Genomic DNA, 13,184 nt, shown 5'->3' with positions numbered 1-13,184 from the left:
CCCCCGCCCCGGACCAGCCGACCGCCCCGCTGCCCGGCCGGCTCACCGCCGCCGCCGCGCTCACCGCCCTCGAAGGGCTGGCCCTCGCCGGCCTCGGCATCTACATGCTGTTCGTCGGGATCGCCGGCGACGCCGACTCCCCGCAGCAGGCGGAGACGGGCGGGCTGACGCTGATCGCCCTGGCCGCCCTGCCGCTGGTTGCCGCCCGCGGGCTGCGCCTGGCCCGGCGCTGGAGCCGCGGGCCCGCGCTTATCACGCAGCTGATGGCGCTGCCGGTGGCCTGGACGCTCTACACCACGGGCGGTGCGATGATCGCCGCCGCCGCGGCCCTGGCCGCGACCGCCGTCGCGGTGGTGGCCCTCCTGGTGAACCCGACGGCAACCGAAGCCCTCGGCATCGGCAGGACCGCCTCTTAGAACCCTCCCCCGGACTCCGTCCGGGAGGGCCGCCACCTCCGGGGCGCAGAAGCCCGCGCCCCCTCGGCCCGCACGCCGGGTGACCGGCAGACGGCAGGCGGCTACTCCTCGACCAGGAGCTTTTCGCGGAGCTGGGCCAGGGTGCGGGCCAGCAGGCGGGAGACGTGCATCTGCGAGATGCCGACCTCCTGCGCGATCTGCGACTGCGTCATGTTGCCGAAGAAGCGCAGCAGCAGGATCCGCTTCTCCCGCGGCGGCAGCCCCTCCAGCAGCGGCTTGAGGGACTCGCGGTACTCGACGCCCTCCAGCGCCTCGTCCTCCGCGCCCAGGGTGTCCGCGACCGCCGGCGACTCGTCGTCGGTGTCCGGGACGTCCAGGGAGAGCGTGCTGTAGGCATTGGCCGATTCCAGCCCCTCCAGCACCTCCTCCTCCGAGATCCCCAGCCGCTCGGCCAGTTCGTGGACCGTCGGGGAGCGGCCGTGCTGCTGGGACAGCTCGGCCGTGGCCGTGGTCAGCGAGAGCCGCAGCTCCTGAAGGCGCCGGGGGACCCGTACCGCCCAGCCCTTGTCGCGGAAGTGCCGCTTGATCTCCCCGACCACGGTGGGTGTCGCGTACGTGGAGAACTCGACCCCGCGGTCCGGGTCGAACCGGTCCACCGACTTGATCAGGCCGATCGTCGCCACCTGGGTCAGGTCGTCGAGCGGCTCGCCGCGGTTGCGGAACCGCCGGGCCAGGTGTTCGACCAGCGGCAGGTGCATCCGTACGAGCCGGTTGCGCAGCTCCGCCTTCTCCGGCGAGCCGTCGGGCAGCGCCCGCAGCTCGACGAACAGGGCCCGCGCGCCGCTGCGGTCGCGCGGATCCGGCAGCGGCGGCAGCGCCGCGTCGGTGTCCAGGTCCAGGCCCGCGGCCGGGCCGGCGGCCGCGGGTGGCTGGGACGCCTGTGGTTCCTTGTGCTGGTTCTCGCTCATGGGGCCCGCCCGTCGCTCCGCCGAGTCCAAAAAGCCGTGTTCCGCATCCGCGTCAGCCGGGTGCGGCCGGGCGCGCTGCTGCTCCGGGATGCCGCCGTCGACCTCGTGTCGTACCCCGGGACGGTCCCCGCCCCGCACCGGGGTCTCCCCGCCGCTCACGCCGGGCCTGGACCCGCGCCGCGCTGTTTGTAGAGGCTGATGCTCACCGTCTTGTCCTCCTCGACCGTGGACTCGACCTTGCCGGCCAGCGCCGACAGGACGGTCCAGGCGAACGTGTCGCGCTCCGGCGCGCGGCCGTCTGTGGTGGGCGCCGAGACGGTCACCTCCAGCGAGTCGTCGACCAGCCGGAACACGCAGCTGAGGACGGAGCCCGGCACGGCCTGCTGGAGCAGGATCGCGCAGGCTTCGTCCACCGCGATACGGAGATCCTCGATCTCGTCGAGGGTGAAGTCCAAACGTGCCGCGAGGCCGGCCGTGGCCGTTCGCAGCACCGACAGGTAGGCACCCGCAGCCGGCAGCCGGACTTCCACGAAGTCCTGGGTCCCGGGCTCGCCTGCGATCTGGGACACCCTCACCTCCAAGGTGGTACGAGCTCTCTTCGCCGGTGACGCTACCGCGATCCGGGCGATCGTGTCGCGGCACCCCTCACGGAGCCCGATCAGGACACCCACGCCTACGGCCGGTGACAGATGGTATGCCTACGGGTACGCACAGTGGCTAGGGGTCTGCGGGCCCAAATCCGGGGAGCCGGCGGAGGTTTGACCTACCCCGCCTCAGACGATCGAACCGTCGACGAAACACCACCGCCAGGTCTCTCCCGGCTCGAAGCTGCGCATGACCGGATGGCCGGTGGTCCGGTAGTGCGCGGACGCGTGCCGGTGCGGAGAGGAGTCGCAGCACGCCACGTACCCGCACCACAGGCACATCCGCAGCTGCACCGGGTGACTGCCGAGCACCAGACATTCGGGGCAGGTCTGGGCAGTCGGCACGGGCTCGGGGCGCGGCAGTTCGGGAACGTGGGTGCACTCGCTCATGATGGCCAGCGTACTGACGTGCGGGCGCCGCCGAGGAAGTCCGATCAGCCACGACGAGCGAAGGTGGGTTGTCGATGGAGGTACTGCCGCTGGTGGCGCTGGTCGCGGTCAGCGCCGCCGTCGCGGGCATCGCGCGCCGGACGCCGGTGCCCGCCCCGCTGCTGCTGGTCGCGGCCGGGCTCGCGGCCTCGTACGTCCCCGGGGTGCCCGGGTACGTCCTCGACCCGCACATCGTGCTGCCGCTGCTGCTCCCGCCGCTGCTGTACACGGCCGCGGTGGACAGCTCGTACCTGGACCTGCGGGCCAACGCCCGCCCGATCGCGCTGCTGTCCGTCGGCTACGTGCTCTTCGCGACGCTGGCGGTCGGGTACGCGGTGTACCTGGCGGTGCCGGGGCTGTCGCTGCCGGTGGCGCTGGTGCTGGGCGCGGTGGTCGCCCCGCCCGACGCGGTCGCCGCGACCGCGATCGCCCGACGGCTCGGGCTGCCGAACCGGATCACGACCATCCTGCAGGGTGAGTCCCTCGTCAACGACGCGACCGCGATCACCGCCTACAAGGTGGCGCTGGCCGCCGCCGTCGGCGCCGGTGCCGGCTGGGCCGGCGGTATCGCGGAGTTCCTGCTGGCCTCGGTCGGCGGGGTCGGCATGGGCCTGGTGCTGATGGTCCCGATCCACCAGTTGCGCACGAGGCTGCGGGAGCCGCTGCTGCAGAACACCCTGTCGCTGCTGATCCCGTTCGTGGCGTACGCGGCGGCCGAGCGGGTGCACGCCTCGGGCGTCCTCGCGGTGGTCGTGGTGGCGCTGTACCTCGGGCACCACAACTGGCAGGTCGACTTCGCGACCCGGCTCCAGGAGGAGGCGGTGTGGAAGATGGTCGCCTTCGTCCTGGAGTCCGTGGTGTTCGCGCTGATCGGGCTCCAGCTGCCGGTCGTGCTGAAGGGGCTGGTGGAGTACGAGGGCGGGGAGGCCCTCCGGTACGCGGCCCTGGTGTTCCTGGTGGTGGTCGTGTCCCGGTTCCTGTGGGTGTTCCCGGCCACCTTCGTGCCGCGCTGGGTCTCGGCACGGATCCGCGCGCGGGAGCCGGACACCACGTGGAAGGCGCCGGTCGTGGTGGGCTGGGCCGGCATGCGGGGCGTGGTCTCGCTCGCGATCGCCTTCTCGGTGCCGATGGACGTCCCGCACCGCGACCTGATCCTCTTCCTCACCTTCACCACGGTCATCGGCACCCTGGTGGTGCAGGGGCTGACCCTGCCGCCGCTGATCCGGCTGCTGCGGCTGCCCGCACGGGACACCACGGCGGAGACGCTCGCCGAGGCGCAGGCCCAGAGCGAGGCCTCGCGGGCGGCGGAGGAGCGGCTCGACGAACTGCTGGCCGAGCCCGAGAACGCCCTGCCCCCGCCGCTGGCGGAGCGGCTGCGCACCGTCCTGGAGCGGCGGCGCAACGCGGTGTGGGAGCGGCTGGGCGAGGTCAACCCGCTCACCGGGGAGTCGGCGGACGACGTCTACCGCCGGCTCTCGCGGGAGATGATCGAGGCCGAGCGCGAGGTGTTCGTGTCGCTGCGGGACCTGCGGCGGATCGACGACGAGATGCTGCGGGTGCTGCTGCGCCGGCTGGACCTGGAGGAGGCGGCGGCGTACCGCGAGGCCTCGGAGGGGACCTGAGCGCTCCTCGGGGGTGCCGCGACGCCCCGGGCGCTCGTCTGCCCGTCTGGCGGGCGGCCGTCTGCGGCCGGGTTGCGGCCGGTCACCGGTTCCCCGCGCCCCTTCGGGCCGCTCAGGGGGCCGGGGGGAGAGCGGGGACGGGCTCGGGATCCGCGGGCCGGCCGGTGACGACGGCGGCGACCGAACTCCCGGCGGGGAAGGCGCCGGCCGCCGCCAGCTCGGCCAGCGCCCACAGCAGCTTCGCCACGTAGATCCGCTCGACGGGGAGGCCGTGGCGGTCCTCGAAGTCCGCGGCGAAGGCCTCCAGGGCGGCCGGTACGCGGGCGTAGCCGCCGTGGTCGAAGCCTTCGGCCAGGCTCCAGTCCCCGGCCGGGCCGCCGAAGGCCTGCTCCTGGAGGGAACGTATCTCCGCGGCCAGGAAGCCGCCGGCAAGGACGGGCACCCCCAGGGCCCGCTGCCCGGGGGCCAGGCCCGCCGCCAGCCCGGCCAGGGTCCCGCCGGTGCCGCAGGCCACCGCGACCACGTCGGACACGCCGTGCAGCTCACGGCCGAGCCCGGCGCACCCGTGCAGGGCGAGTGCGTTGCTGCCGCCCTCGGGGACGGGGTACGCACCCGCGGCCCCGGCCTCGGCGATCAGCTGCCGCGCCGCCTCGGGCAGGCCCTTGCGGCGGTACGCGGACCGGGTCACGAAGCGCAGCCGCATCCCGTCGGCGGCACACCGGGCGAGGGACTCGTTGAGCGGCCGCCCGGCCAGCTCGTCCCCGCGCACGATGCCGGTGGTGGCGAGCCCGAGCAGCCGTCCGGCCGCGGCAGTGGCACGCAGGTGGTTGGAGAAGGCCCCGCCGAAGGTCACGAGCCCCGGGTAGCCGCCGGCGACGGCGGCCCGGAGGTTGGGCGCGAGCTTGCGCCACTTGTTGCCGGGCAGCTCCGGATGCACGAGGTCGTCCCGCTTGAGCACCAGCCGCACCCCGTGCCGCTCGAACCGCTCGTCGTGGATCTCCTGCAGCGGCGACGGGGGCCGGTCCTGCAGCAGCGCATCGAGGTTCGGGGGGTGTTCCACCCGCCCATTGTGCGCTGCCCGTGCCGGGCCCTCGCACGTCAGAGCCCCGTCCACGGCCTTCGGGCCCTGAGGGGGAGCCGCAGCGGGCGGGCCGGACTGCCTTGTGCGCCGTCGTCCAGCGGGCCGGGGACCACGCCCGCGAGTGGCGCGCGCGGTCCGTGACGGCTCAACCTCGCACGCTTTCCCGCTTCGGGACGTCCCACGGCCTGGGGAACGTCCCTGTGCGGAACGAGCGGTCAAGGGCTCCGGCGGCATCCGGCGGCGGGACTCATGCGCCGCCGGCAGCTCAGGCGCGCACAGCAGAGCTCCAGCCGCACGGAGGGGAGGCACCGAAGTGCGTCGGCGTGCCGGAGTGCCGGGCCGCGGGGTTCGGCCCGTCCTTCCACCGCAGCGGCCGGTTCGGGCCGACCTCGTGAAGGACGGCCCCGGGCCCGTCCACGTCCGCGTGCGCACGTGCGGAATCCCCGGCCGTCAGGGCGGGGAGCGGAAGTCAATCGAGGCGTTCGGCCACGCGGTCGCGGAAGGAGGCCATGGTGAAGCCCTTCGGGTCGATCTTGCCGGGGCGCCACTCCAGGTGGCCGATCACCGAGCGCTCGGTCCAGCCGTGCACCCGGCACACTGCGGCCGCGGCGCGGGCCATCGCGTCGAGCTGGACCGACGGCCAGGGGTCCTCGCCGTCGCCGAGGTTCTCGCACTCGAAGCCGTAGAAGTAGCGGTTGCCGTCGGTGTCGGCCTGTATGTCGGGCGGCAGTTGCCTCTCGGCGATGACGGCCGCCAGGACGTCGGCGTCGCCCGCGCCCGCGTGGTTCGCCCGGCCGTAGCCGACCAGGTGGACCCGGCCGTCCTTGGTGATGACGCCGTGGCAGAGCGGGCCGGGCAGGTCCGCGGTGCCGGTCCGGCAGAGCTCGACGGTATTGGCCGTACCGCGGGTGACGGTGTGGTGGATCATCACCCCGTGCACCGGGCCCCAGGGGCCCTTGTGGTTGCGGTTGTGCGTGCGCCAGGCGCCGACCTCGACGGTGGTCAGGCCCTCGTTGCGCAGTGCGTCGATGAATCGGTCCGCTGACATGGGTGCGGCCATGGCCGCCTCCTTTGCGGGTCCGTTGCGGTCACCTTGCGTGGCCGCAGCGTTACACCCGGTGTAACGGAGGAGGTCTTTCCATGGCTAGGGCATTCGTACAGCGAGCGAGCCGATCCGGACACTCGTCCCGACCGGCCCGCTCGTCCCGGCTGTTACTCCGAGGCCAGCCAGAGGTCCGGGCCGAACACCTCGTAGTGGATGTCCGCGGCCGGTACGCCCTTGGCGAGCAGCTGCTCGCGCACCGCCCGCATGAAGGGCAGCGGCCCGCACAGGTAGGCCTGGGTGCCCGGGGCGACCGGTACGTCCGTGAGGTCCATGCGGCCCTCGTCGTCGCCGGGTTCGGCATCGGCCTCGTACCAGAACCGGGCGGTGGCGTCGGTCAGCTTGAGCGCCAGCGCGCGGTGGTCGTCGCGCATCGCGTGGTCGGCGGGGGAGCGGTCGGCGTGCAGGACGGTGACCGGGGCGGTGTGCCCGGATTCCGCCAGGTGCTCCAGCATCGACAGCATCGGCGTGCAGCCGATGCCGGCGGAGGCGAGCAGCAGCGGGGCATCGGTGTCCTGCAGGACCAGGTCGCCGTACGGGGCCGAGAGGTGCAGGGTGTCGCCGACCTCCGTCCGGGAGTGCAGGTGGTTCGAGACCTCGCCGTCGGGGCCGAGGGCGGACGGTCCGTGGATCCGCTTGACCGTGATCGTGCGCTCGGGCGCGGCGGGTGCGCCGGTCAGGCTGTACTGGCGGATCTGGCGGGCGCCGTCGGGGAGTTCGACCTGGACCGAGACGTACTGGCCGGGCTTGAAGTCGGGGGCCGGGGCGCCGTCCGCGGGGGTCAGGCGGAAGGTGGTGCAGTCGGCGGTCTCCGCGACGCGGCCGGTGACCGTCCACGGCCGCCAGACGTTGCCGGCGAGGACCTGCTGCTCGGCGTAGAGCCGCTCCTCGATGGTGATGAGCGCGTTGGCCATCAGCCAGTAGACCTCGTCCCAGGCCTCGGCGACGTCGGGGGTGACGGCCTCGCCGAGGATGTCGACGATCGCCTCGAAGAGGTACTTGTGGACGATCGGGTACTGCTCGCGGGTGACGCCCAGCGAGGCGTGCTTGTGCGCGATGCGGCTCAGCATGACGTCGGGGCGGGTGTCGGGCCGGGCGACGAGGTGGGTCGCGAAGGTGGCGATGGAGCCGGCGAGTGCCTGCTTCTGGAGGCCGGCGTTCTGGTTGCCGCGGTTGAACAGGTCCCGCAGCAGCTCGGGGTGGGCCGTGAAGAGCTTCGCGTAGAACAGCTCCGTGATCTCGCCTATGGCGGCGCCCACGGCGGGCAGGGTGGCGCGTACGGTCTCTGCCGACTTCGCGGAAAGCATCAGAAGGTCCTCGCCTTGATGGGAGTGGTGCAGTTAATTGGCATGTCAGATGCAAGTTTTTGTGTACGGGTTCGGGCGGGGTGCATCCGTTCGGGTCATCGCCCGGAATCACCGTAGGGCCCCGCCCGGCCGGTCCGAACCGGCCGTCCGGCCCCGCGCTCAGGGACCTTCGGCCCACCCCGTGGCCCTGCTGCTCGAAATGCCCAGAAGAAGGGGACCCGTGGGCGTCGCGACCAGGTCGTTCACCGTGAGCGGGTCGAGCGTCGCGAAGAACGCCTCCTGCGCCCGGCGCAGTGCCCCGCGCAGGATGCAGGCGCCGCGCAGCGGGCAGGGCGTGGTGCCCTCGCACTCCACGACGTCTCCGGCACCCTCCAGTTCGCGGACCACTGCGCCCACCGAGGCGGCCCGCCCGGCCGCGGTCAGTGCGAGCCCGCCACCGCGGCCGCGCCGTGCCTCGATCAGGCCGAGGTGCTGCAGCCGGGCGACGACCTTGGTCGTGTGCGTGTACGGGACCTCCATCGACGCCGCCACGTCGCGCGTGGTGGGGAGGTCGTCCTCCACGACGGCCAGGCGCATCAGGGTGCGCAGGGCCAGGTCGGTGAATCGGGTCAGCCGCATGGCGGCACCGTAGAAAACTTGCATCTTGAATTCAAGTTAGTGGCCGCGGCCGTCGCCCGGAGGGCAGCCGTGTCGGGCGGGGCTCATGGGGAGACGGTCAACTCCGGAGGGTGCCCAGCGCTTCGGCGGCGCAGTCCACCCGTTTGTGTAATGGTCTCACCGCACAGTGTGCTGAAAGGCTTCTCCTGTGGATCCACGGAGTGGCCGAAAGGATCGGGGGCGGTCATGGGCACCACCGAGGCGATCGCGACGGGCGAGGGGCAGGAGGCCGCGGCCCTGCTGGAGCGGGCACGGGAGGCGGTCGATCCGGAGCTGCGCCGGGCGCTGGAGGGCCTGCCCGGCCCCATGCGCCGCGTCGCCATGTACCACTTCGGCTGGGAGCACGCGGACGGAACCCCGGCCGCGGGCAGCGCGGGCAAGGCCATCCGGCCGGCCCTGGTGCTCGCCGCGGCCCGGGCCCTGCGCGAGGGCGGGGACGGCCCGGCCGGCGGTGTGCCCGACGGGGCGGTACGGGCGGCGGCGGCGGTGGAAGTCGCGCACAACTTCACGCTGCTGCACGACGACGTCATCGACGAGGACGTGACGCGGCGCGGCCGGGCCACGGCCTGGACCGTGTTCGGGCTGCCGGACGCGGTCGTCGCGGGCGACGCGATGGCCGCGCTCGCGCTGCGGCTGCTGGTGGAGGACCCGCACCCCGCCGCGGCGGCCGCCTCCGCGCGGCTCGCGTCCTGCGTGATCGAACTGTGCGCGGGCCAGCAGGCCGACTGCGCCTTCGAACAGCGGCCGCACGTCCCGCTCGACGAGTGCCTGGCCATGGCCACGGCCAAGACCGGGGCGCTGCTGGGCTGCGCCTGCGCGCTCGGCGCGCTGTACGCCGGCGCCGGGCCGGACGAGGTCGAGGCGCTGGACGCCTTCGGCCGGGAGGCCGGCCTGGCCTTCCAGCTGATCGACGACCTGCTCGGCATCTGGGGGGACCCCGGGCACACGGGCAAGCCCGCCGGGGCCGACCTGATCGCCCGCAAGAAGTCCCTCCCGGTCGTGGCCGCCCTCACCTCGGGCACCGCGGCGGGCGAGGAGCTGGCCGCCCTGTACGCGGGCCCCATGGCCGGGGACGACGTACGGCGCGCCGCGGACGCCGTGGAGCGGGCCGGCGGGCGGGACTGGGCGCAGGCCCATGCCGCGGACCGCATGGGCCGGGCGGTCCGGCAGCTGTCCCGGGCGGTCCCGGACCTCGGGGCGGCGGGCGGGCTGCTGGCGCTGGCGGAGTTCGTCACGCGCCGGACCCGGTGAACCCGCCGAGCGCTGCGCCGGCAGTCCGGTCATGACACCACGGGCCGGTGGGGGCTGGTCGCGGAGTTTCCCGCGCCCCCTGCGGGGCGCGGTACCGCGGAACGGGTGGTGCGCAAGCCCTGTTCCGGCACCGCATGGTGCCGGAACAGGGCTTTCTGTCGCCGTCGGCCCAACTCTAGGATCGCTTGCGGTTGTTGACGCGTGAGCGAAGGGTGTGACCAGTGGTGCTGGAGATACGCCGAGCGGACCAGGCGGACCGGGACGCGGTGGCGCGGCTGCTCGACGAGGCGTTCCGCGAGGACCCTGTGAGCAGCTGGGTCTTCCCCGACCCGGAGCACCGGGCCGCCGTGCACGGCGCCTTCCTCGGGGTCTTCGTCGACGTGGCGCTGGAGGAGGGCCGGATCGACTACGCCGCGGACGGCTCGGCGGCGGCCCTGTGGCTGCGGGTCCCGGCGGGGGAGCCGGAGGAGGGGGCCGCCGAGGACGACGTCCCGGCCCGCATGCGTGCGGCGGCGGACCCGGACAACGAGCGGTGCGAGCTGGTCGGCCGGCTCACGGGGGCGGTGCACCCGACGTCCGAGGAGCACGAGTACCTGCTGATGATCGCGGTCGCCCCGGGGCGGCAGGGCGAGGGGCTGGGGGCCCGGCTGATGCGGCCGGTCCTGGAGCGCTGCGACCGGGAGGGCGTGCCGGCGTACCTGGAGGCGAGCAGCGAGCGCAGCATGCGCCTGTACGAGCGGCTGGGCTGGGAGTTCACCGGCGAGGCGGTGCGGCTGCCGGAGGGGCCCCTGATGTGGCCGATGTGGCGCAAGCCGCAGCCGCTTGCCTAAAGCACTGTGACTGGAGTACTTTGCTTGACGTGCCCCGGAGCGGCGGCACCCACCGACGAAAGAGACCCGCTTGCGCAAGCTCACGTACTTCATCGCCACGTCCGTCGACGGCTTCATCGGAGCCCCGGACGGCGATGGCGACTTCTTCAACCAGTGGCTGGACCCCGAGTACACGGCCGCCCTCGCGGCGGAGTACCCCGAGACCCTGCCCACGCACGCCCACGCGATGTTCGGCATCCCCGAGGACTTCCGGGCCCGCCACTTCGACACCGTCGTGATGGGCCGCGGCACCTACGAACCGGGGCTCAAGGCCGGGTTCACCAGCCCGTACGCGCACCTCGACCAGTACGTGGCCTCCCGGTCGCTCGCCACCGCGCCCGACCCGGCGGTGAAGGTGATCGGCGGCGACGTCGTGGCGCAGGTGCGCCGGCTGAAGGAGGAGCCGGGGCTGGGCATCTGGCTCTGCGGCGGCGCCGACCTGGCCGGGCAGCTGGTCGAGGAGATCGACGAGTTCGTCGTCAAGACCTACCCGGTCTTCCTCGGTTCCGGCATGCCGATGTCCCGCGCCGGCTTCGGGCTGCGGGCGCTGGAGCTGACCGGCTTCACGACCTACGGCGGCGGCCAGACGATCGCCACGTACGCGCGCAAGCGCTGAGCCTTCGGCGGACCGGCGGGCCCGCGGGCCCGCCGAACGCGCGGAACCGGCCTACCGTGGAGGTATGGCCGGTGAACAGCGACACTCCGAGCGCCACCCGCCGCCGCACACGCCCGCGGTGGTCGCCCCGCACGCCGGGCACGAGCAGCGCACGTGCCCGGCCTGCGGGCGCCCCGTCGACACGCTCGTCCGGCGGCGGAAAGCGCTCGGGATCTACATCCCGGAATGGGTGCCGGGTCCCTGCCGGAACCCGGACTGCCCGGAGTACGCGCCCGAGGCCGACAGTCTGACCTAGCCCCGGGCCGGTGCAGGGTGCCGCCGTCCCGGAAATCCCGGAAGGTCCCGGAAGGTCCCGGAAGGCGGCCCCCGCTTCGCGCTGCCGGGCGTCAGCCCTTCGTTCCCAGGCCCGAGGCGGCGAACCCGTTGGCCCACAGCTGGTTGACCCGGGAGCGCTCGGCGCCGTTGGGGTAGGCGTTGGTGCACGAGGTGCCCGGCCCGCCGCCCGACATCAGTTCGGAGCAGGGGCCCGAATAGTGGTCGGGCAGGCCCAGGACGTGGCCGGTCTCGTGCGCGGTCACGCGGGTGGAGTCGTACTGCTGGTTCTGGCGGTAGTCCAGGAAGATGTAGCCGCGGCCGTGCCCGTCGGTGCTCGCGTACGAGCCGCGCGAGTCGTTGCCCTCGTAGTACGCGAAGTTCCCGCCGGAGGAGACCTCCTGGAGCCTCACGTTCGACACCGAGCTGTTCCATATCTGGGTGGAGCGGGAGATCTGGGAGCGGAAGCTCGGCGCGTTGCGGGTGTTGTACGTGACGGTCACGACCAGGGCGCCCGGGTTCGCGGCGCGCTGCTCGGCCACCGAGCGCTGCACGGCCTCGAAGAACGCCTTGTTGGCGGACTGGTTCTCCTGCGAGCGCTCGTACGCGGCGTAGGTCTCGGCGCTGCCGGCCGGGGCGGAAGCGGCGCTGGCGGTGGGGACGACAGCGCCGAGGGCGGCGGCGAGGGCCAGGCCGACGACGGCTGCCGGCAGGCTCTTGCGGGGCATACGGGAGTGGCGCATGTGGGGGGCTCCTCCTCGATCCGGTGCGGGGGGTGGGTCGTTCGGTACCGGAGTCTGCGGGAGCCGGAGGGCTGGGCGGATGATGTCAGCCAGCGATAACGCCGTCCTATCGGGAGGGTGTCCACAGGCCAACTTCCTTGAGAATGGCGTGATTCGATGGGGTGTCAGTGGCTGGTGAAGTGTGCGGCGGCCGCCCTACCCTCGGGACATGGAGCTCGAGGTGAGGCACCTGCGCGCACTGTGCGCCATCGCCGACGCCGGCAGCCTGCACAAGGCGGCGCGGCAGCTCGGCGTGAGCCAGCCCTCCCTGACGACCCAGCTGCGCCGTATCGAACGAGCCCTGGACGGGGAACTGTTCCTGCGGGAACGGACCGGATGTCGCCCCACGCCTTTCGGCCGCACCGTCCTCGGCCGGGCCCGCCCGCTCGTCGACGGCATGGCCGCCCTCGTCGCCGAGGCCCAGGCCATGGCCCGCGGTCCGCGGCTGCGCCTCGGCTCGACCGCCAGCCGCGCCCTGCCCGGCTGGCTGCGCCGGCTGCACCGGCGGTGGCCCGACACCGAGACCTCGCTGGTCGTGGACGGCTCCCCGCACGCCCTGCTGCGGATGGTCGCCTCGGGCCGGCTGGACGTCGCGTTCGTCCACGAGGTGGAGGGCAGCCCGCTGCGGGTGCCGCCCGGCCTGGAGATACGGGTCCTGATGGAGCGTGAGCCGCAGTTCGTGTCGATGTCCCTGGACCACCCGGCGGCCGCCCGGCCGGTGGTCGAGCTGCGGGACCTCGCCGAGGACCGGTGGACGGTCGACCCCTCCGTGGACGGCGAGTGGGACGGCCTGCGCCGGGTGTTCGCCGGGGCCGGGGTCGACCCGCCCGTGCTGCACGCCGACTACCACACCGCGGCCTCGCTGATCGTCTCCGGTGAGGCCGTCGCCCCCTGCCAGCCGACCTCGGGGCCGCGCACCGACATGGCGATCCGGCCCCTGGCCGGCGACCCCCTGGCCGTCCGGCTGCTGCTGGCGACCCGGCCCGGCGAGCACGCCGAGGCCTACGAGGACCTCCGCGCCGCCTACCGCGAGGCCGCCCTGGGCGCCCCGCCGTACCGGGCCTGGCTGCACCACCACGCGAGCCCCCTGCTGGCCGCCTCGTAGCCCGCCGGACCCCCGCCCTTCCC

The 13,184-nt window shown here is 73.7% G+C and carries 15 protein-coding genes; 7 read left to right on the top strand and 8 right to left on the bottom strand.

Annotated features, from left to right (window positions below):
• A partial coding sequence (locus HYE82_RS26160) for a hypothetical protein (protein ID WP_179176615.1) occupies window positions 1-416 on the top strand: 416 nt, incomplete at its 5' end.
• A gap of 101 nt (window positions 417-517) precedes the next feature.
• Here HYE82_RS26160 and HYE82_RS26155 read toward each other — a convergent pair.
• From HYE82_RS26155 to HYE82_RS26145, 3 genes are all read right to left on the bottom strand, one after another.
• Window positions 518-1,543 (bottom strand): RNA polymerase sigma factor SigF, encoded by a 1,026-nt coding sequence (locus HYE82_RS26155; RefSeq protein WP_309144452.1) that lies wholly within the window; start codon window positions 1,541-1,543, stop codon window positions 518-520.
• Window positions 1,540-1,953 (bottom strand): anti-sigma regulatory factor, encoded by a 414-nt coding sequence (locus HYE82_RS26150; RefSeq protein ID WP_030291315.1) that lies wholly within the window; start codon window positions 1,951-1,953, stop codon window positions 1,540-1,542. The genes HYE82_RS26155 and HYE82_RS26150 overlap by 4 nt, the downstream gene beginning before the upstream one ends.
• A gap of 204 nt (window positions 1,954-2,157) precedes the next feature.
• Window positions 2,158-2,418 (bottom strand): UBP-type zinc finger domain-containing protein, encoded by a 261-nt coding sequence (locus HYE82_RS26145; protein ID WP_179176614.1) that lies wholly within the window; start codon window positions 2,416-2,418, stop codon window positions 2,158-2,160.
• A 74-nt stretch (window positions 2,419-2,492) separates the two neighbouring features.
• Here HYE82_RS26145 and HYE82_RS26140 point away from each other — a divergent pair, with 74 nt between their 5' ends.
• Complete coding sequence (locus tag HYE82_RS26140; protein WP_179176613.1) at window positions 2,493-4,079, top strand: Na+/H+ antiporter; 1,587 nt, start codon at window positions 2,493-2,495, stop codon at window positions 4,077-4,079.
• A gap of 112 nt (window positions 4,080-4,191) precedes the next feature.
• Here the strand turns inward: HYE82_RS26140 and HYE82_RS26135 are convergent, their stop codons facing one another.
• The 4 genes from HYE82_RS26135 to HYE82_RS26120 all read right to left on the bottom strand — a co-directional run bounded on the left by HYE82_RS26135 (window position 4,192) and on the right by HYE82_RS26120 (window position 8,187).
• Window positions 4,192-5,139: a pyridoxal-phosphate dependent enzyme gene (locus HYE82_RS26135; RefSeq protein ID WP_309144451.1), complete on the bottom strand. Its 948-nt coding sequence runs from the start codon at window positions 5,137-5,139 to the stop codon at window positions 4,192-4,194.
• Window positions 5,140-5,629: 490 nt separating this feature from the next.
• Entirely contained in the window at window positions 5,630-6,220 is a 591-nt protein-coding gene (locus HYE82_RS26130) for an N-acetylmuramoyl-L-alanine amidase (RefSeq protein WP_179176612.1), read from the bottom strand.
• A gap of 152 nt (window positions 6,221-6,372) precedes the next feature.
• Complete coding sequence (locus HYE82_RS26125; RefSeq protein WP_179176611.1) at window positions 6,373-7,569, bottom strand: globin domain-containing protein; 1,197 nt, start codon at window positions 7,567-7,569, stop codon at window positions 6,373-6,375.
• Between the two features lie 159 nt (window positions 7,570-7,728).
• Complete coding sequence (locus tag HYE82_RS26120; RefSeq protein ID WP_179176610.1) at window positions 7,729-8,187, bottom strand: Rrf2 family transcriptional regulator; 459 nt, start codon at window positions 8,185-8,187, stop codon at window positions 7,729-7,731.
• A gap of 225 nt (window positions 8,188-8,412) precedes the next feature.
• On the opposite strand from HYE82_RS26120, the gene HYE82_RS26115 reads away from it, so the two are divergent.
• The 4 genes from HYE82_RS26115 to HYE82_RS26100 all read left to right on the top strand — a co-directional run bounded on the left by HYE82_RS26115 (window position 8,413) and on the right by HYE82_RS26100 (window position 11,257).
• Window positions 8,413-9,477, top strand: coding sequence for a family 2 encapsulin nanocompartment cargo protein polyprenyl transferase (locus HYE82_RS26115; protein ID WP_179176609.1), 1,065 nt, complete (start codon window positions 8,413-8,415; stop codon window positions 9,475-9,477).
• Window positions 9,478-9,698: 221 nt separating this feature from the next.
• Complete coding sequence (locus HYE82_RS26110; protein ID WP_179176608.1) at window positions 9,699-10,307, top strand: GNAT family N-acetyltransferase; 609 nt, start codon at window positions 9,699-9,701, stop codon at window positions 10,305-10,307.
• Between the two features lie 70 nt (window positions 10,308-10,377).
• A complete protein-coding gene (locus HYE82_RS26105) occupies window positions 10,378-10,962 on the top strand; it encodes a dihydrofolate reductase family protein (RefSeq protein WP_179176607.1) in 585 nt (194 codons plus the stop codon).
• A 64-nt stretch (window positions 10,963-11,026) separates the two neighbouring features.
• A complete protein-coding gene (locus tag HYE82_RS26100; RefSeq protein ID WP_179176606.1) occupies window positions 11,027-11,257 on the top strand; it encodes a hypothetical protein in 231 nt (76 codons plus the stop codon).
• 91 nt (window positions 11,258-11,348) lie between these two features.
• On the opposite strand, the gene snpA is transcribed toward HYE82_RS26100, so the two are convergent.
• Complete coding sequence (gene snpA / locus HYE82_RS26095; RefSeq protein WP_179176605.1) at window positions 11,349-12,017, bottom strand: snapalysin; 669 nt, start codon at window positions 12,015-12,017, stop codon at window positions 11,349-11,351.
• Window positions 12,018-12,225: 208 nt separating this feature from the next.
• Here snpA and HYE82_RS26090 point away from each other — a divergent pair, with 208 nt between their 5' ends.
• Complete coding sequence (locus HYE82_RS26090; protein WP_179176604.1) at window positions 12,226-13,161, top strand: LysR family transcriptional regulator; 936 nt, start codon at window positions 12,226-12,228, stop codon at window positions 13,159-13,161.
• Window positions 13,162-13,184: the final 23 nt, after the last annotated feature.

Source organism: Streptomyces sp. BR123 (assembly GCF_013401435.1).
Classification (GTDB): Bacteria; Actinomycetota; Actinomycetes; order Streptomycetales; family Streptomycetaceae; genus Streptomyces.
The sequence above is the reverse complement of the archived record's forward strand: the minus strand, read 5'-3'. Positions and strand labels throughout refer to the sequence as shown.